This window comes from Algoriphagus machipongonensis, from assembly GCF_000166275.1.
Taxonomy (GTDB): domain Bacteria; phylum Bacteroidota; class Bacteroidia; order Cytophagales; family Cyclobacteriaceae; genus Algoriphagus; species Algoriphagus machipongonensis.
The window spans coordinates 2,527,710-2,547,755 of the sequence record NZ_CM001023.1; the positions used below are offsets into that span (position 1 = coordinate 2,527,710).

The window sequence follows — 20,046 nt, forward strand, 5'->3', positions numbered from 1 at the left end:
CCACAATACCCCATCAGTTTTCATTTAAAAATTTAGCAGTAATCTGTGGATCTAATCTTCTTAAAACCCGTCCCTAGACTTCAAAAAATGGTTTTTTCTCCTAAATCTCCGAATTTAGGATAAGAGCAGGAATTAAATATTTAATATCTGTAGCAATTAAAAACTTGATCTTTTTCCCGAATTGGGGAATTCTTTACATGCTCAAAAGATCCTCTGTTCATTTTCTATTTCTCTCCCAAAGCTCTTTGGAGTCAGTCCCTAATTGCCTTAATAATTTCTGCACTTCTTTTTGGCTAAGGGCACTAGGTTTGATTTGGCTTTTATCAAAAATCACTAAACTTCCTTCCCAAGAATTCGGTGCTGAGGGTACAAAAACCACAACCTCTCCAGAATCTAATTCCTCTACTAAAAATGCCAGCATCCATCCATCGATAGGAACCATTACCACCGGAAAATCTTTTTCCATTTCGATCCCAGCAGTATTTTCAAATGTACTCTTCATCAGTTTATACCCTGGGAAAAGAGTCAAGATATTGTTTTCTATCCAATTGATCATGGCTTTTCCTATTCCCAATTTGGAAATGTATCCCGCAATAAGACAGATCAGAATTAGGGTGAAAATTGCAACTAAGTAAGGTGCCATTACCCTATTAAGTCCTAAAGCATTGCCAATAAAATGCGATATAGGTTGTAATAAATGAATCGCTTTTTGAAAAAGTACAACTACCAGAATTATGGGAAGTAAAAAGAATAAACCTCCTTTAAAAGTGATGGAGAAAATGGACAGTAGATTTTTCATAATCTTAAAATTTTAGAAAAAATTAAGTCTTTTTGAGGAAATTAAAAATCTGATCCTTCTTGGTTTAAGGAAAAAATAAAGCCGGAATTAATTCCGGCTCTTAGGTTACAAGTTTCCTCTGAGTTCCTGTTCTCTTTCGATGGCTTCAAATAAGGCCTTGAAATTTCCTTTACCAAAGGATTTTGCCCCCTTCCTTTGAATAATTTCAAAGAATAAAGTAGGTCTGTCTTGCACAGGTTTGGTGAAAATCTGAAGTAGGTAACCTTCATCATCTCTATCAACCAAGATGTTCAAATCCTTCAAGGGTTGTAGGTCCTCGTCAATTTTTCCTACTCGATCCAATAAGTCATCATAGTAGGACTGCGGTACTTCTAAAAACTCAACGCCTCTCTTTCTTAATTCAGAAACAGTGTAAATGATATCGTCAGTAGCGATTGCCATATGTTGAACTCCAGGTCCGTGGTAGAAATCCAAGTATTCCTCTATTTGAGATTTCTTTTTGCCTTCAGCAGGTTCATTGATAGGGAATTTAATATATCCATTGCCATTGGAGACAACTTTTGACATCAAAGCGGAATACTCGGTAGATATATCAGAATCGTCAAAAGTGATCAATAATTTAAATCCCATGACATCTTCATAGAATTTCACCCAGCGATTCATTTCCCCTAATTCTACATTGCCTACACAATGGTCAATATATTTCAATCCAATGGATTGGGAATTGTAAAGGCTTTTTCTAGGAATATATCCTGGTAGGAAGGTACCATTGTAGTTTTTTCGCTCAACAAACGTATGAATGGTTTCTCCATAAGTTTTTATTGAAGCGACTTTTACCTCTCCATTGGCATCAGACAGCACATGTGGTTCGATAGCAGATTGAGCTCCTCTGGAAGTAGTTTCTTTCCAGGATTTTTCTGCATCGTCTACCCACAGCGCAAGTACTTTTACCCCATCACCATGTTTGGCAATATGCTGAGTGATGGGATTGTCAGGAGAAAGGGGAGTGGTAAGTACGATTCTGATTTTATCCTGTTTGAGCACATAAGAGGCTCGGTCTTTAATACCCGTCTCGGGCCCTGCATAGGCTATGAGCTCAAAACCAAAAGCGTATTGGTAGTAAAGGGCTGACTGTTTGGCATTGCCAACATACAGTTCTACGTAGTCTGTCCCGTTAATTGGAAGAAAATCTTCTGTCATATTATCGTTAATTTTGGGTTTGTATTCTTTACCAAAGGTAAAAAATTAACGAAAGAACATTTCGAAAATCAGCTTTATTCCTGTGGGTTCCTATTTCCCCAAAGGCTGATGGATGCCATTATTAGAAATGCTAATGCCCAGGTGCCAAAATTAGGGTTAAAAGCTAATAGCAATAAGCCTAAGTAATAAATCGGACCTAAAGCAAAGCCAATCAAAAATTTAATTGTGGAATCAAAAACCTTATCCTTGATTTTAGGGCTTCTCCATAACCAAATCCAATACAATGGGAAATGAAAAATCTTCATCAGTTTGTTTTTTATTCCCGAATAGGACTCGATTGGATCCTCTACATTACCTGTTTCTAGAAACAAATTAACTGCTTTTTGATCTGTCAGATCTACACCATTCTCGATTAGTCTAGACAGGTTTTCATCATAATTCTCATTGGGAATTTCCACTACCATCTGATGTAAGGCTTTCTGTACAGACTTAGTCAGTTTCCCAGACTGTGAGTGAGGCATATCCACTTCTATCGTTTCGCCAAAAATCATCTGAACCTTACTTCCTGATTTCCTATGTGCAGAATAATTAATCCCTACAGGTAAAATTACAGGGTCCAAATGAGGATATTTTTCCTTAAGTCCAAAAGCCATTCTAGTGAACCCTTTGCTTAAGGGGCGTAAATTTCTAACGTTGCTATGACTTCCTTCAGCAAAGATGATGACAGTCCCATTTTTCTTTAGAATTTCATAGGTCTTGTCAAAAATTTGTTGGTTTTGCTGAATAGTAGAAAAACCATCTCTCACACGGTAGACAGGAAGCATTCTGATAAAATCCAGGAGTTTGGCTGCTATTGGGTTTTTGAATACCGAGGCACGTGTAAGAAAATAGGGCTTTAGTCGGGTATGTGTGGCTAAAAGCAGTGGATCGATCAAGGCATTCTGATGATTGGCTACCAGAATAACCGGTCTTTTCTTGGGAATATTTTCTTTCCCGAGAACTTGAATTTTTTTGAAATAGAAATGAAGGCTGACTTTCACTTGTAAGCGAAGCCAAGAGTTTATTAAGTCTTTCATTCTTTATTTTTCCAAAGAGTAGCGATTGCCATACCCGAGATTAAGTGCCAAATACCCCAAAAAGCAGTGATAATTGCCATTCCACCCAGACCATTAAAATAAGTGAAGATTAATACCAAGCCCAGCCCAGAATTCTGAATTCCAGTTTCTATGGTTAGTGATTTTACATCTGCCAAGGGAAGATGAAAAATTTTTCCTGTGGTAAAACCAGCCAACAAAGCAATGAAATTGTGGGCTAAAACCCATAAAAAGATGAGAGAAATATAGGAAAGGAAGATATCAAAATTGCCCAAAAAGGCGACTATAATAAAGGCAGTAAACAAAATTAGGCTTACTGGCTTTAAGATTTTAGATAGCTTTTCAGCCAATTGAGGGAACTTTTGATGTGTCAAAACACCAAGAATTAAGGGAATGCCTAAAATTAAGGCTACTGTAAAAAATGCGTCTTTATAATCTAACTGGATCTCTCGCAATAAGTTAGAAGTGGGAGCATACATGCTCGCCCAAAAAGCGAAATTTAATGGGGTAGAGAAAATAGACAATATACTGGATACTCCAGTTAAGCTTATTGAAAGTGCCGTATTCCCTTTGGCTAAATTTGTCAAAAAATTAGATATGTTTCCTCCGGGGCATGCAGCAACTAAAAACATTCCTAAAGCTACGCTTGGAGGAGGTTGAATGATATTAATTAATCCCCAAGTCAAGAAAGGAAGCAAAAGGAATTGGGAAAAAACTCCAAGATAAAATCCCTTTGGGTTTTTTGCCAAATACTTAAAATCATTGAATCTTAGATCCAATGCGACGCCATACATGATCAAGGCTAAAGCCAAATTGAGCAAAAGTAGGTCGCTGGGAGAAAAATTTAACTGGATAGAATCCAGACTGCTTTCTTGGGTCATTGACCCGAAAATCCTTTGAATTCTTCAATTTTCAAAGTTTTACTACTATTTATAAGCTTGTTTTTATGCAATTAAGATGGGTTATAAACTCATCTAATTGGATTGAATGCTAGAATTTGTTTCTTGAATCTTCTCTTTTTTATGGTTTTGTGCAAACGATTTCGCATCTTTTGATACTATCCAAATAATTCATATTGAATACTATACAGAGAATCTTTAGATTAAGAAAGATTTTAGTAGATAGATAGCTTAAACTAATACAATAACCCCAAACCCTTAGTCTTATGACTCAAAGAAGAGAATTCATTAAAAAGAGTGTGCTTGGAACTGCCGGGATTGCCATGGCAGGTATGAGCATGAGTGCAAAATCTTATGCTTCTATTTTAGGTGCAAACGAACGCATAAACTTAGCAGTAATTGGTATCCGAGGACAAGGATCTAATCATATCAACCAGTGGTGTGCTTTAAAAGACAATAGAAATGTTCGCCTTAAAACACTTTGTGATGTAGACGAACAGTATTTTGAACCGAAGTCAAAGGTTGTCATAGAGAAAACTGGTGTAACTCCATTGACGGAGTGGGATATGAAAAAAGTTTTTGATGACTCTGAAATCGATGCAGTTTCATTTGCCGTACCAAATCACTGGCATGCCTTAGGTACCATTTGGGCCTGTCAGGCAGGAAAACATGTGTACGTAGAAAAACCAGCAAGTCATAATGTTTGGGAAGGAAGAAAGATGGTTGAAGCTGCTAGAAAGTATGATAGGAGAGTTCAGGTAGGGTTTCAAAACAGATCCATTGAAAACGTTATGGAAGCGATGAAATTCTTGCATGATGGAGGAATTGGAGATGTTTATATGGCGCGTGGAACCTGCTATAAGCCTAGAGATTCTTTTGGTAAAGTAGCAGATAGCACTCCACCATCCAGTTTACATTATGACCAATGGTTGGGTCCTGCACAATATCAGCCTTACAATGAGAAAAAAGTACATTACAACTGGCATTGGCACTGGGCTACAGGAAATGGCGATACAGGAAACCAAGGCCCACATCAATTTGATGTCGCTAGATGGGGTTTAAATAAAAATGAACATCCAGTTTCTGTATATTCTTCAGGAGCTATTTATGGCATTACACCAGAAGAATGCTCTCAAGAGACACCTAACACACAGGTTTCTATTTTTAAATATGCCGATGGCAAAACCCTTGAGTTTGAGACAAGAGGTAGATATACCAATGGTGAAGGGGATTTAGGAATCCATATTGGTAATGTATTTTATGGAACTGATGGATACCTTGAAGTAGATGGAAGTACTTGGAGAGCTTATCGTCAAAGAGAGAAAGAACCCTTTGCAATGTCAAAGAAGAGAGAGGCTGCTCCTTCATCAAATAATAATCTTATGGCCGCTCCAGGTGGAGCTGAGCATTATGCTAATTTCATTGATGCAATCCGTGCAGGAAATAACGAGACGCTACACTGTGACATTGAAGAAGGTTTTGTTTCTTCAGTTCTGCCTCTGATTGCAAATGTTTCCTACTTAACTGGTAGCCAATTAATGTTTGATGGGAAAAAGGAAATGTTTGTTGATAATAAGAAAGCAGATAAACTTTTGACAAGGGATTATAGAGATCAGTATGCTGTTCCTAACAAAGTCTGATTTTCCACAAATAATCCGAAATTCATGAACATATTGAAACATAATTCGAGAAGGGATTTCCTTCTCAAAAGCTTTGCTGCCAGTTTAGGACTGGCAGCGGGTAGTTTGCCTTTTGAAACGATTGGTGCTCCGCAGAAAAATGGAATGCAATTCGGTCTTGTAACCTACCAATGGGGTAGAGATTGGGATTTGCCCACCTTGATAAAGAATTGCGAAAGCGCAGGCATCTTAGGAGTAGAACTGAGAACTCAGCATGCCCATGGGGTTGAAACCTCACTTTCAGGTTCAGAGCGTCTTGAGGTAAAAAAGCGTTTTGAAGATAGCCCGGTAACCTGTTTGGGTTACGGAAGTAATTTTGAGTATCATAGCCCTGATCCAAAAATTCTTAGAGATAATATTCAACAAACTAAAGCTTATATACAGCTTTGTCAGGATATTGGCGCCACTGGAATTAAAGTCAAGCCCAATACACTACCTGCAGATGTTCCTAAAGAAAAAACAATTGCACAAATAGCTTCTTCCTTTAACGAGGTAGGCAAATTTGCTGGTGATTATGGTCAATTGGTAAGAGTAGAGGTTCATGGTCATCTAACTCAAGAACTGCCTGTAATGAAGGCTATTTTTGACCAAGTAACAGACCCGAATGTCAAGATTTGCTGGAACTGCAACCCTGAAGATTTAAATGATCCGGGCCTAGAAGCCAATTTCAACTCCGTCAAAAAATGGTTTGGAGATACTGTTCATGTTCGGGAATTTAATGAAGGTGACTACCCCTATCAGGAATTGTTTGATTTGTTTGCTGGGATGGATTATCAAGGATGGATTCTGATGGAAGCTAGGACGGAACCCAATGATCGCGTGGAAGCCTTAAAAGAGCAACTCCAGCTGTTTAAGAATCTAAGAGCAAATTCTTTGGGAATAGTTTAATGTTCCCTTTTGCTCTTTTTTACAATTAACAAACCCAATATTTAAGCAAACCATGTATTTCACTCAAATAAATCAGTTTTTGATCCTGCTCTTGTTGGGATTTACCAATTCTCCAATCAATAAAACTTTTGACTCTGTGATTAATAATTCAAAGGAAGTTGAGCTTAAGAATAATGAAATAAAATTAGTCGACAACACAGCTGAAAAGAAGGTGGATGTATTAGTGGACGGAGAATTATTTACTTCATTTATCTACCCAGATACCTTAGATAAGCCTGTTCTTTTTCCCATTAATTCTTCCCAGGGTACCACAATTACCAGGGGATGGCCTTTAGATCCAAAGCCGGGAGAACGTTTTGATCATCCCCATCATATTGGGCTTTGGTTTAACTATGGCGATGTTAATGGCATTGATTTTTGGAATAATTCCTATGCTATTCCAGAAGAGAAAAAGTCGGATTATGGACACATCACATTAAAGAGTATTGATGAGGTTTCAGTGAAAAATAATGAAGGAAAACTCTCTGTGACTATGGAATGGAAAAACCATACAGGTGATGTTCTCCTAGTCGAAAACACGACTTTTATTTTTAAAGCAAAAGATTCGGAGAGAATCATTGAGCGTACTTCTACCTTGACAGCTGCCGATCAGATAGTTCGCTTTACAGATAACAAAGAAGGAATGTTGGCCATTAGGATGGCTAGAGAATTAGAGCATCCTGCTACCAAACCTGAATTATTTACGGATGCCTCTGGAAAAGTTACCGATGTTCCTGTATTGAATAATGAGGGAGTCACAGGGATGTATACCAGTAGTAATGGAAAGAAAGGTGATGATGTTTGGGGGACCAGAGGCGATTGGGTTGATTTAGAGGGGGAGATAGATGGAGAGAAAATCTCAGTGGTTATTTATGACCATCCGAAGAATGTGGGTTATCCAACGTATTGGCATGCCAGAGGATATGGGTTGTTCGCAGCAAACCCTCTTGGACAAAAAGCCATGAGTCTGGGGAAAGAGGAACTCAATTATCAATTGAATCCTGGAGAGTCAATGACATTTAAATTTAAAATTGACATATTAAATGATCAAAACCCGGATTTAAAATCAATTGAATCAACTTGGAAAAAATGGAAAAAAACTAGTTGATATTTTACTTAAAACTCGAAGAATTAGAAGCACCATAAGATCATGGTGCTTTTTTATTTTGGCATAGCATGTGAACTTAATTCATTATAAATGAAGCAAATGTCTTGAAAACGATGAAAATACAGTATTTTGAAGGTATAAAATGGGCCTTGATTCGGTAATTTCTTCACCAAACTGTGGGAAACTAGAACAATTAAATTGAGCAGTTTTTAATAGCCTCCAAAAGCAAAATTTTATTTGAAAATGATTAGAAACTATAAAAATGTAATTGCCATACTTCTTCTTGCTTTTTGCTCCTTCAGTTGTCTGGAAGATTTAAAATTTGTCCCAGAAACTGCTAAAGATGGAACTATTACTGCAAGCATAGATGGAGAACCATTTGATGTGGAGAGTGGACAAGGAGTTTTTGGTTCAGAGTTCATTGTAGCTGAATTGGAGGAGGAAAAGGACCATTTTGTATTGACAGTATTCGGGGTGGAAATAGAGGAAGATGGAAAAGCTTTTGCCATGGGAATAAAAATCGGCGGTGAAAATATCAATGAAATGAAAGCTGGTAATGTGTACAAAGAATGGGTTCCAATCGATGGATTTGAAGAGGTATATTCAGGTGCAATGGGAGGAGTGGAAAAGAGAAAATCAGTAAATGCAAAAGATAATATTTTCAAAGCAGGGTCAAATCATACAGGAGAAATGGAGATCAGTATCACTGAAATTGATTTTGAGTTAAAAAAGATTTCAGGAACATTTTCTTTTATTGCTTTGGATGAAGATAAGGATGTGAGAATAGAAGTAAAATCAGGTGTGTTCCAAGGAATAGAATGGACAAATATTTAATTAATCAATGACCAACAAAACAATCACAAACATGAAATTAAGACCAATGAAAAATTTCCTCTTAGGGATTACAGCTACCGCTTTAATAGCTTCCTGTACAAGCAGTGAAGATGAAGCTCCTGTCGAAGCTCAAAGTGAAGTAACGATTGCAGCTACTTTAGGATCTTCGATTAATGATGCAGGTGCAAGAACATCTGACTTGATCCAAGGTAATTTCAAAATCCAAGATGTAAAGCTTTCGGTTGATAATGTCAAGTTGATACTTCGTGCGACAAGTCAGGATTCTAAAAAACCAACGATCGTGCAGATTAGAGACAGAGATCCTCAAATATTAGACTTGGTGGATGATGGCGAAATCAAAGTAGCCCCAATTGGTTCAGCAATGGCTTATGATGGTGTTTATGGGAAGTTGACGCTTGACTTGGTTCACGCTGATGTTCCTGAAGAAGATGATATGAGTGGATACTCTGTGATGATCAAGGCTTCTTGGTTTGATATCCCAGCTATAGTAAATGTAGATTTAGAAGGTGAATGGGTTGTTCAATTCAACCAAGGTATTGAAGTTGATGGCGCTCAAGAAATGTTATTGACTATGTATTATGATAAAATTCTTGAAGATGTACCTCCAAGTTTGGTAGGTGATGGAAATGGTGATGGTTTGATCGAGCTAGGACCAAATAATGTGGATGACAATGGCGAAGCTTATGATATGATCGTAGCTAATATGGAAAAAGCTCTTGTTATGAAAAATGGAAAATTTAAAGATTAATATCAGACATTTTTTTTAGGCGTTTTTTATTTAGTGTGTAGACACCAGCAGGGTAAATTCTTATTCTGTTGGTGTTTTTTTATGTAAACTTCCAAAAGAATAAATCGGAATTTTTAGTCTTAAAAAAGATTTATGAAGATATATTCTTATTTTAAATTACTTTACAAGATTCTACCCAATAACCCATTCTATTCCATTCTAAACCAGAATTATAGAATTAGCTATTTTTATACACTATTAACCGACAAATATGTCCATCAGAGTTGCCTTACGCCACTATACTAAATATCAATACGACCGTCACATTACCCTAAGTCCCCAGGTAATCCGTTTAAGGCCCGCACCGCATTCCCGTACCCATATCAAAGCCTATTCCCTGAATATAAAGCCAGAAAACCATTTTATTAACTGGCAGCAAGATCCTTTTGGGAATTACTTGGCAAGAATTGTCTTTCAAGAAAAAGTGAAGTTTTTTGAAATCGATGTAGAAGTCATCGCAGATATGGTGGTGATTAATCCATTTGACTTTTTTGTGGAAGATTATGCGGAAGTTTTTCCTTTTAAGTATGAAGACAGCCTCAAGAATCAGTTGAGTCCTTATTTGGAACTGAAGGAAAAGGATCCCCTTTTGATGGACTTGGTAGCAAAAGCTAAATCCATCCTAGCTGAAAACACCAAAACAGTAGATTACTTGGTTCAAATCAATATGTTGATTCATAATCAATTGAAATACAATGTAAGGATGGAGCCTGGAGTCCAAAGCTGCGAGGAAAGTTTGACGAAAGGTTCTGGTTCATGCAGGGACTTTGCCTGGTTAATGGTGCTAGTTCTTCGACACGTGGGTCTAGCAGCTCGTTTTGCCTCTGGGTATTTGGTTCAACTTAAATCAGACGAAAAATCTTTAGATGGACCTTCCGGACCAGAGGAAGATTTTACGGATCTGCATGCTTGGACTGAAGTGTTTATTCCTGGTGCAGGCTGGATAGGTCTTGACTCAACTTCGGGGCTTTTTGCCGGTGAAGGTCATATTCCATTAGCTTGTACTCCAAGCCCACAAGATGCTGCCCCTATTTCCGGAATGGCGGAGCCCGCTGAAACAACTTTTGAATTCGAAAATGAGGTGACACGAATAGTGGAAAAGCCTCGGGTTACTAAACCATATTCAGATGAGCAATGGCAAAAGATTCTGGATGTAGGAGATAAAGTTGATGCAGACCTAGAAGCCAACGATGTGAAATTGACGATGGGAGGTGAGCCTACATTTGTATCCGTCGATAATCAAGATGCTCCAGAATGGAATTCTGATGCCGATGGAGAACATAAAAGAAGTCTTTCAAATACACTTTTTCATAAACTGAAAGGCGAATTTGGTACAGGTGCATTGATGCAATATGGTCAGGGGAAATGGTATCCTGGAGAACCTTTGCCTAGATGGAAATTAGCTTGCTTCTGGAGAAAAGATGGCATTCCTATGTGGCATAATGATGCTTTAATGGCTGATTTATCAAAAGACTATAAACATTCGGCAAAAGATGCAGAGGCATTTATGACCGAGCTCACCACTCATTTAAATGTAGATCAAAAAAATATTACTCCTCTTTATGAGGATCCTATATATTTCATCTGGCAAGAGAGCAAAATTCCAGTTAATGTAGACCCAAAAGATTTTGATTTAAAATCTCCTCTGGAAAGGCAAAAACTTGCACAGTTATTAACTGAGGGATTGGATAAGCCAATTGGTTTTTCAGTGCCCTTAGAATGGGAATATGTGGAAGACAGATGGCAAAGTTGTTATTGGAAATTCAGAAGGAATGACCTATTTCTAGTTCCTGGAAATTCACCTGCCGGTTTGCGATTACCATTGGATTCTATTGAGCATACACCGACCGAAGAGGAACCTATACTTCCAGAAAGAGATCTTTTTGCTGATGTGGATGCATTGCCAGATTTGAGTCATGAAGAATTTAAGACTAAACCTCCTTTAAATTCTAAGAGGATATTTAAAACTGCCTTGGTGGTTGAAGCCAGGGAAGGAAAGTTATTTGTGTTTTTTCCTCCAGTGTCTACGATGGAGCAATACCTTGATTTAGTTCAGGCAGTCGAGAGAACAGCTGAGAAATTGAAGACACCTATCTTGATAGAAGGTTATGACCCACCATCGGATAAGCGTATAGAAAAAATGATGATTACGCCAGACCCAGGTGTAATCGAAGTAAATATCCAACCAGCAAAAACTTGGAAAGAAATCCTTAATAATTATGGGATACTTTATGAAAAGGCCAGGGAGACCAGGCTCATTAGTGAAAAATTTAATGTGGATGGAAAACACACTGGCACAGGTGGTGGAAACCACATAACACTAGGTGGTGTCACACCAGATCAAAGCCCAATATTACGAAGGCCCGATATCTTAAAAAGTTTTATAACGTATTGGCAACACCACCCATCTTTATCCTATCTGTTTTCTACTCAGTTCATTGGACCAACCAGTCAGGCACCCAGAGTGGATGAAGGAAGAGATGATATATTGTATGAGCTGGAGTTAGCCTTCCAACAAGTGCCTTTGGGAAAAGAGGATGAAATTCCTTATTGGATGGTGGATCGAATCTTTAGAAATTTATTAGTTGACATAACTGGTAATACACATCGTGCGGAATTTTGTATAGATAAGTTATATTCGCCGGATTCTAGCAGCGGAAGGCTGGGGATTTTGGAGTTTAGAGGTTTTGATATGCCACCTCATTTTAGAATGAGCATGGTTCAATTGCTTCTAATTCGAGGACTGATGAGTTGGTTTTGGAAAGAACCTTATGATCATAAGCTAGTGAGATGGGGAACATCTCTTCATGATAAATTCCTACTGCCTCATCACTGTCAGAAAGACTTAGAAGAGGTTGTCAATGATTTGAACAGGGCTGGATATGATTTCGATCTTAGCTGGTTTGACCCATTCTTCAGCTTTAGATTTCCATTTATTGGAGAACTACAAGAAGGAGAAATCAAAGTGGAGTTGAAAATGGCGATTGAGCCCTGGCATGTTTTGGGTGAAGAGATGTCTAGTACCGGTACAGCCAGGTATGTAGATTCCTCTTTGGAGCGATTGCAAATAAAAATCTCTGGATTAACAGATTCCAGATATCATTTACTTTGCAACGGTCATAGAATCCCTTTGAAAAACACGGGAGTTCAAGGAGAGTATGTGACAGGAATACGGTATAGAGCTTGGCAGCCTTATTCTGCATTGCATCCTACCATCGGGATTGATACGCCTCTGGTGATAGATTTATATGATACTTGGACCAAAAAGTCAGTGGCTGCTTGCCAATATCATGTGGTCCATCCTGGAGGTAGAAGTTACGATTCTTTCCCTGTCAATAGTTATGAGGCAGAATCCCGTAGAATTTCAAGATTCTATGACTATGGGCATACGATTAATCCTGTCAAGGAACCCTTGGAAATGCCTATCGCGAGCAATCAAGGAGAAGGAAAACCGGATCGATACATTAGTAAACTAGAATTAAAAACAGCCTACAAAGAGGCACCTGCAATAGTCAACCCAGAATTTCCATACACCATGGACCTTCGGAGATATAAAAAGTTTGATTGATAAATATTCCATGTGGAATTAGTTGAAAAAGGAGATATGATTGAATCTTATCTTACGGAGAAGATGTTCAATAATGAGCCGTTTCTGGATGAAATGGCCACGGATGAAGGCAAAATCCACTCTCATTGGAAACAAATTGCCAAATACTATAATCAGATTGGTTCAGAGAAAATGGGCCAATTTCAGGAAGAAGTAGCCCGTCAACTTCGTGAAAACGGGGTGACCTATAATGTCTATGGTGATCCTGATGGAATGAATAGGCCTTGGATTTTAGACCCGGTTCCAATGGTTTTTGAAAGCCAGGAGTGGGAGGAATTAGATAAAGGACTTGTTCAGCGTACCGAACTCTTAAATTTGATTCTAAAAGATCTTTATGGTGAGCAAAGCCTAATTAAAGAGGGATTTATTCCTTTTGAGCTGATCTATAATCATAGAGGATATCTAAGACAAGCACAGCATATCAAATTGGATGGAGATCAGCAATTGATTCAATATTCCTCCGATCTTGCCAGAGGGCCCAATGGTAAAATGTGGGTGCTTCATGATCGTACGGATGCTCCTTCCGGTGCAGGCTACACCTTTGAAAATAGAGCTGCCATGACACGTGTTTTTCCTGAATTAATTCGGGAAAACCATGTTCGGAAAATAACTTCCTACTATCAAACTTTTAAGAATACTCTAAGTAATCTTACTCTGAATAATAAGGAAAACCCGAGGGTGGTTTTACTTTCTCCCGGTCCAACCAATGAAACCTTTTTTGAGCATGCCTATATCTCCTCATTTATGGGGTTTACGCTCGCTTTTGGAGAGGATTTAACGGTAAGTGGAGGCTATGTATGGCTGAAGACAATTAAGGGTCTGGAGAAAGTTGATGTTATCATTCGTAGGGTGGATGATTTGTTTTGTGATCCGCTGGAATATAGAAATGATTCCCATCTTGGAGTGGTAGGATTAATGGAGGCTGTCCGACAGAAAAAAGTACTTGTGATCAATCCTTTGGGTTGTAGAGTTCTTGAAAACCCCGGATTGATGGCCTTTTTGCCAAAAATCTCAAAGCACCTGCTCGGGCAAGATTTGTCTCTTCCTTCAGTAGCAACCTGGTGGTGTGGTCAACCCAAAGAAATGAAGTATGTTTTCGAACATATGGAGACTTTGGTTATCAGAAATATCTATCGAGGCACCGCTCATAAATCTGTTTTTGGAGGAGAACTTTCCAAAGCAGAATTGGAGAAACTAAAGCAGAGTATCAAGAGGAATCCATACATGTTTGTAGGACAAGAGATGGTAGACTTTTCTACTTCGCCTTCTTGGATTGATAATAAGCTGGAAGCCAGAAACGCTGTCTTTAGAAGTTATGTAGTAGCAGATACCGAAAGTAAAAGCTACAAAGTGATGCCAGGTGGACTATCCAGAAGCTCTCCTAAAAAAGGAGCCTTTTTAGTCTCTAATCAAACAGGGGGTATCAGTAAGGATACTTGGGTTTTAGGCAAGAAAAGAGAATCTACTTCAAGTTATTCGGCAACTATAAAAGCCCAACCATTGATTCGCAATGTGCTACCCAGTAGGACAGGAGAACGATTGTTTTGGCTAGGCAGGTATCTAGAAAGATCAGCCTATACTGTTCGTTTAATTAGAATGACATTATTATCTTATAATGAGGCAGATGAGGATATTCATGTCTATGAAAATCCTGTTTTGGGCACCATGCTGAAAACGCTCACTGCACTGACAGGAACACTGCCGGGATTTCAGGAAAAAGCAACACTGAAAAACCCGGAACCAGAACTACTTTCATTAGTTCATGATATTTCAAAATCTGGAACATTAGCTTATTCAATTCAATCATTCTTGACCAATGCCTATGCGGTGAGAGATCGTTTGAGTTTAGATACTTGGAGGATTTTGGATAGCATATCTGAAGAGTTGACCAGAATGAGAAAGTCTGAAACGACCCTAATGCAAGCCTACCATAATTTAGATAATATGGTGATCAAATTGATGGCTTTTTATGGGTTGAATATTGATAATATGACTCGTGAACCTACTTGGCATTTATTAAATATTGGGAGGTTTATTGAGTCAGCAGCAAATAACTGTACGATACTCAAGAACATGCTTCATCAATCTTTCGATTTGGAAGACAATAAGGAGCTGATGGAGAACACGTTGAGGTGTAATGAAAGTTTGGTGACTTATCGCTATAGATACCGCTCCAATCTTGAAATGCATGGTGTTTTAAGCCTATTGATATTGCATGAGGATAATCCTAGGTCTTTGATATTTCAGTTGCTAGAGATTGATAGCCACTTAAAAACATTACCAAATCAGGAAGAGGCTGAGTTATTTAGTATCGAAAGAAAGAAACTTCTGGAGGCGATTACTAAAATCAGGCTTTGTGATATAGATGTTTTAGCAACAGTGGATCCTGAAACCAAGCAGTATCATGAGTTAAACCACTTCTTAGATCAAATTATAGAACTACTTCACGATACTTCCGACGTGATTTATCAAAATTATTTTAGTCATACCGGAAGCGGATATAGTATGATTCAAACCTCTGTTCTACCTGAGATATGAAATACCAAGTCATCCATATCACAGATTATATCTATGAGTTTCCGGCTACATTATGCCATAACTTAATGTTTCAAATTCCCCAAAGTTCTCCTTTTCAGGAGGTTTTGGAGTATTCCTGTGAAATCAGTCCAAAACCCAGTTCTGAGGCAGAAAGGACTGATTTCTTTGGGAATAAATATCTTTATTTTTCTGTGGAGCGATCTCATAAGAAATTGACAGTGACCTCTCAGAGTGTATTGAAACTTCAAGAACCAGAATGGGTAGGAGTAGACCCTTCTCAAACTAAACCTTGGGAAGAAGTGGTGGACTGGCTTCATACGACAGAAGCCTCAAATGATATTAGACAATATTATTTGGAATCCGATCATGTCAATTTTTGGGAAGAAATAAAGGAATATGCGTTAAAGTCCTTTACTCCGGGAAGACCTTTGATGGAAGCTGCAATAGAATTGAACACTAGAATATTTACCGATTTTCAATTCACCCCGGGCTTTACTGATATCAGTACTCCATTAGAAAAGGTATTTGAACACAAAAAAGGAGTGTGTCAGGATTTTGCTCATTTTGAGTTAGCCTGCTTGAGAAGTCTCGGTCTAGCGGCGAGATATGTGAGTGGATATATAGAGACTTTGCCTCCTCCAGGTAAACCTAAATTAGTGGGATCAGATGCTTCTCATGCATGGATAGCAGTTTATATACCAGATCATGAATGGGTAGAATTGGATGCTACCAATAACTTGCTAGTAAATGACAAACATGTACGTGTAGCAGTAGGTAGAGATTTTGCTGATGTAACCCCTCTCAAAGGAATCGTTTATAGTGGTAGTGAGCAGGAAATGAAAGTTAGCGTGGATGTAACGAATCTAGACTCTCAATTCCTACATGAAAATTAAGGAAGTTTATCCCAATCAATGCTAGGCGCTGTTCCCTGACTTGGCCTATTATGGATACTATTGATTGGAGTGTTAACATTAAAAAATCCCCCGTTTTTCAGGTAAAATTTGCCTAGACCTGAGCCTCCAGCATAATCCATTCTATATCCTCTTCTGGCTATATCATCTCCTGTGAATTTTGCTTCGGTAAGCTCTACCCAGTTTCCAAATTCATCAGCAGCCCATTGATTTTGGTATTCTCCCATTCTTTGGATATTTCCTGATTGCGGAACAAAATTCTCTAAGAAAGAATGCGGACTCTTGTACCAGGTATCAGTTTTCGGTCTTAAAAAGCTTGCAATTAATATCCAATTGCCAACTTCCGGATCATAAAAATATGCTGTGTAAATAGTATTTCCATTTCCATCCGGTTCAACGGAATTTAAAAAGCGGTAAGTTTGACCTGCTTTCCATGGGTATTTGAGAAAGCTTTGACCACCGGAACCTTCATTTCCAAATTCTCCCGTATATACGTCTTCTCCTTTTTTCAATAATTTGATCTTTTCTTCCTCAGGAATTTCGTTAGGATTATCCGTTTTGAAAGGACTCCAAACCGAAAACAATATTCTTCTCTCGGTCTCGGAATTAACCTGAATACCAAAATACCCCTCCCCAAAACCATTTGCCATAAAATAAGAGCCGATGGGATCTTGACCAACAGGAACACTTACTTCGTTGTAAAACCATTTGAAATTTTGGTTTTCTGGTAAAGTATAGGTTAAATGGACAGAAGGTCCTCTGCGACCCCAGTAGAAACGATTGTCAATATTGTCTTTGACATAGTTTAGAGATAATTCACCTTCATAGCTGAATATCAAATTCTTGATTTTGGCATAATCTGCAGCTTCTTTGGAAATAGCTTTCAAGGTAATTTGGTTATACCCAGCCAATAATTTTATCTCTTTAACAGGAACATTTCCACTTTGCCCTTTTTCTAGATTAATGGTACTTGCTCCATCGAAATCAATAAGTATTTCCGCATTTCCTTCTTGCTCTAATAGCTCTAGAGAGAGTAAAACCTGCTTTTCTTCTGCTGATTTGATATATATACTGAACTCACTTTGATGGTCTGACCAAGATTCAATTCCTGAATTACCTATTTTTTCTTTGACACTTCCTGCCGTTTGGTATGCATTTCCTCCAAGTGGGATAGCAATTGTTGCAGAGTATTGATCTCTTGAGATTTCAATGCCTTCCTTGCTTAAAAAAACTGTGTTTAAAGAAAAAAGGAGGATTAATAAAAGGATGTTATTCACGATTGAGATGGTATTTTGTCCAAAGATAGAAAGCTGGATTGAAACTGAGCAGGATAGTATCTAAGAATCTATTTCGTAGACTTATGAATTAAAATGTATTTTGATGGAAATCTAACAGTTTTCCTCTAACTATTGATCTTCTAAACCCAAAGTAATGTCAATGAACTCTTTTTATCTTAAGCCCCATTTCCACTCGTTTTTTAAAATTTCCCTGACCTTCCTACTAACGTTTTCCTTTTTATCATTACAGGTAAAGGGGCAATCAACCCAGAAAGAAAAACATGAATTTGAAATAGTTAAGTACAATAGACCTGAAGGAAATTCATTTTTGGGAGTAGGATTGTGGGCTTGGCCATTGCCAATGGACTATGATGAAGATGGAGACATGGATTTATTAGTTTCTTGCCCTGATAAACCTTTTAATGGGCTTTATTTTTTTGAAAACAAATCAGGAGATAAAATTCCTGTTTTCGAGCCTCCAATCAGAATTGGAGATGCCATCCAGCAGATTCAAGTTTCCCATATCAATGAAGGCGCTAAAGTTACAATTCCTGGAAAGGTATTGAATGATTTCAAATCACAACTTGATAAGAATCCCGAAGAGTTATTTCCAGCTGAGGAATTGCTAAAAGGATTAGAAAAAAAGCCCAGATTCAATCAATGGAAAATGGTGGATTATGAAGGAGATGGCGATTTGGATATTGTGGTGGGTATGGATGACTGGACAGATTACGGTTGGGATAATGCTTATGATGAATCAGGTAATTGGACGAATGGCCCTCTTCATGGCTATTTGATTTTGCTTGAAAATGTGGATGGAAAATATAGTGTAAAAGGCAAGATACAGGCTGCAAATAAGGACATAGACTTGTATGGAGCCCCATCACCTAATTTTGCTGATTTCGATGGAGATGGCGATTTGGATATTATTTGTGGGGAATTTTTAGACAGGTTAACCTATTTCGAAAATGTTGGAACAAGAAGTAAGCCTATCTACAAGGAAGGAAGCTTTCTGACAAATCATGAAGGAACTATTAAAATGGATTTAGAAATGATTCTTCCAGTTTCCATTGACTGGGATGGAGATGGTTTTATTGATTTAGTGGTAGGAGATGAAGATGGTCGGGTGGCTTTAGTTAGAAATACGGGGAAATTGGAAGGTCAAAAGCCAGTATTTGAATCCCCTTTCTATTTCCGGCAAAAAGCAGACAATTTAAAGTTTGGGGCTTTAGTGACCCCAGTTTCTGTGGATTGGGATCGAGATGGAGATGAGGATTTGATAGCGGGTAATTCAGCTGGATATATTGCTTTTATTGAAAATTTAGATGGTAAAGAAAACCCTACTTGGAATGAGCCCAAACTTTTGGAAGTTAATGGTGAACCTTTCAGAAGTCAAGCTGGGGAAAACGGATCTATTCAAGGACCTGCCGAAGCCAAATGGGGATATACTACTTTATCAGTTGCTGATTGGGATAATGATGGAAATAGGGATATCATTTTTAATTCCATTTGGGGCAAAGTAGAATGGATTCGTAATACAGGGACATCGCTGGAGGAGCCAAAGCCTATAAAAATCAATTGGGGAAATGAACCTATGAAATATCCTGCTTGGAATTGGTGGAAGCCTCGACCTGATGAGTTGGTAACTCAATGGAGAACGACTCCTGTTGCTGTGGACTGGAATAAGGATGGTGTGATGGATCTGGTCATGCTAGATCACGAGGGTTATCTTGCCTTTTTTGAGGGGATTTCTGAAGGTGGAGAAAGAGCTGTTTTACCTGGAAAAAGAATATTTTATGGGGAAGGCGCATCCGTATATACTAATCGCAATGTTGCTCAAAACGAAGAATCGGGATTACTAAAATTAAATAACGCTGAGGCAGGGGGTAGTGGAAGAAGAAAAATCAGCTTGGTGGATTGGGATCAAGATGGTGATTTGGATTTGCTGGTGAATAGTTTGAATGTTGCCATTTTTGAAAATATCAGTCAAAGTACAGATCGGGTAGTTTTTAAAAACTTGGGAAACTTGACAGAATTAAGGCTTGCTGGACATACTACCAGTCCAACCTATGTGGACTGGAACAAAGATGGTGTTTGGGAAATTTTAGTAGGTGCCGAAGACGGGCATATCTATCATTTAGATAGGTAATTTTTTACCTATTTTATCAATTGTGTCTTTGGGAAATTTCAATTTTTTCTCTTTTTCTGGCTTTAAAAAATTAGAATATTCGCCTTTTTTATCTACCATTTTTCTACGGCTTTTTGACTTGAATAATTATTTTGAAAACTATTTTTAAGACCACCTTTTTATTTCGTTTTTATTTCCTTTATTCGCGAAAAAATTGGCCTATCCTATCATACTTTC

The 20,046-nt window shown here is 38.1% G+C and carries 14 protein-coding genes; 9 read left to right on the forward strand and 5 right to left on the reverse strand.

All coding sequences use genetic code 11. The annotated features are described in order from the left end of the window. Positions 1-217: 217 nt before the first annotated feature. The 4 genes from ALPR1_RS10685 to ALPR1_RS10700 all read right to left on the reverse strand — a co-directional run bounded on the left by ALPR1_RS10685 (position 218) and on the right by ALPR1_RS10700 (position 3,974). Positions 218-799, reverse strand: a complete 582-nt coding sequence (locus tag ALPR1_RS10685; protein ID WP_008200612.1) for a DUF502 domain-containing protein — start codon at positions 797-799, stop codon at positions 218-220. A gap of 105 nt (positions 800-904) precedes the next feature. Then, positions 905-1,999: a 4-hydroxyphenylpyruvate dioxygenase gene (gene hppD, locus ALPR1_RS10690; protein WP_008200613.1), complete on the reverse strand. Its 1,095-nt coding sequence runs from the start codon at positions 1,997-1,999 to the stop codon at positions 905-907. A 74-nt stretch (positions 2,000-2,073) separates the two neighbouring features. Beyond that, positions 2,074-3,075, reverse strand: coding sequence for a lysophospholipid acyltransferase family protein (locus tag ALPR1_RS10695; protein ID WP_008200614.1), 1,002 nt, complete (start codon positions 3,073-3,075; stop codon positions 2,074-2,076). Continuing rightward, complete coding sequence (locus ALPR1_RS10700; protein ID WP_008200615.1) at positions 3,072-3,974, reverse strand: bile acid:sodium symporter family protein; 903 nt, start codon at positions 3,972-3,974, stop codon at positions 3,072-3,074. Before ALPR1_RS10700 ends, ALPR1_RS10695 begins: the two co-directional genes overlap by 4 nt. A gap of 284 nt (positions 3,975-4,258) precedes the next feature. Here ALPR1_RS10700 and ALPR1_RS10705 point away from each other — a divergent pair, with 284 nt between their 5' ends. From ALPR1_RS10705 to ALPR1_RS10740, 8 genes are all read left to right on the forward strand, one after another. Continuing rightward, a complete protein-coding gene (locus ALPR1_RS10705; protein WP_008200616.1) occupies positions 4,259-5,632 on the forward strand; it encodes a Gfo/Idh/MocA family protein in 1,374 nt (457 codons plus the stop codon). A gap of 24 nt (positions 5,633-5,656) precedes the next feature. Further along, entirely contained in the window at positions 5,657-6,559 is a 903-nt protein-coding gene (locus tag ALPR1_RS10710; RefSeq protein WP_008200617.1) for a sugar phosphate isomerase/epimerase family protein, read from the forward strand. Between the two features lie 52 nt (positions 6,560-6,611). After that, positions 6,612-7,706 carry a DUF6807 domain-containing protein gene (locus ALPR1_RS10715; protein ID WP_008200618.1) on the forward strand — a complete coding sequence of 365 codons (1,095 nt, stop codon included), beginning with the start codon at positions 6,612-6,614 and terminating at the stop codon, positions 7,704-7,706. A gap of 243 nt (positions 7,707-7,949) precedes the next feature. After that, complete coding sequence (locus tag ALPR1_RS10720; RefSeq protein ID WP_008200619.1) at positions 7,950-8,540, forward strand: hypothetical protein; 591 nt, start codon at positions 7,950-7,952, stop codon at positions 8,538-8,540. A 46-nt stretch (positions 8,541-8,586) separates the two neighbouring features. Further along, positions 8,587-9,309 (forward strand): hypothetical protein, encoded by a 723-nt coding sequence (locus tag ALPR1_RS10725; protein ID WP_161599229.1) that lies wholly within the window; start codon positions 8,587-8,589, stop codon positions 9,307-9,309. A 250-nt stretch (positions 9,310-9,559) separates the two neighbouring features. Beyond that, on the forward strand, positions 9,560-12,916 hold the full coding sequence (locus tag ALPR1_RS10730; protein ID WP_008200621.1) for a transglutaminase family protein: 3,357 nt from the start codon (positions 9,560-9,562) through the stop codon (positions 12,914-12,916). A 12-nt stretch (positions 12,917-12,928) separates the two neighbouring features. After that, on the forward strand, positions 12,929-15,493 hold the full coding sequence (locus ALPR1_RS10735; protein ID WP_202795636.1) for a circularly permuted type 2 ATP-grasp protein: 2,565 nt from the start codon (positions 12,929-12,931) through the stop codon (positions 15,491-15,493). Further along, positions 15,490-16,386 (forward strand): transglutaminase family protein, encoded by an 897-nt coding sequence (locus tag ALPR1_RS10740; RefSeq protein WP_008200623.1) that lies wholly within the window; start codon positions 15,490-15,492, stop codon positions 16,384-16,386. The genes ALPR1_RS10735 and ALPR1_RS10740 overlap by 4 nt, the downstream gene beginning before the upstream one ends. Here ALPR1_RS10740 and ALPR1_RS10745 read toward each other — a convergent pair. Beyond that, a complete protein-coding gene (locus ALPR1_RS10745) occupies positions 16,383-17,681 on the reverse strand; it encodes a DUF3472 domain-containing protein (protein WP_008200625.1) in 1,299 nt (432 codons plus the stop codon). The two genes, ALPR1_RS10740 and ALPR1_RS10745, sit on opposite strands and share 4 nt — an antisense overlap. A 160-nt stretch (positions 17,682-17,841) precedes the next feature. Between ALPR1_RS10745 and ALPR1_RS10750 the strand changes: the two genes are divergently transcribed. Further along, complete coding sequence (locus ALPR1_RS10750; protein WP_153231798.1) at positions 17,842-19,830, forward strand: FG-GAP repeat domain-containing protein; 1,989 nt, start codon at positions 17,842-17,844, stop codon at positions 19,828-19,830. Positions 19,831-20,046: the final 216 nt, after the last annotated feature.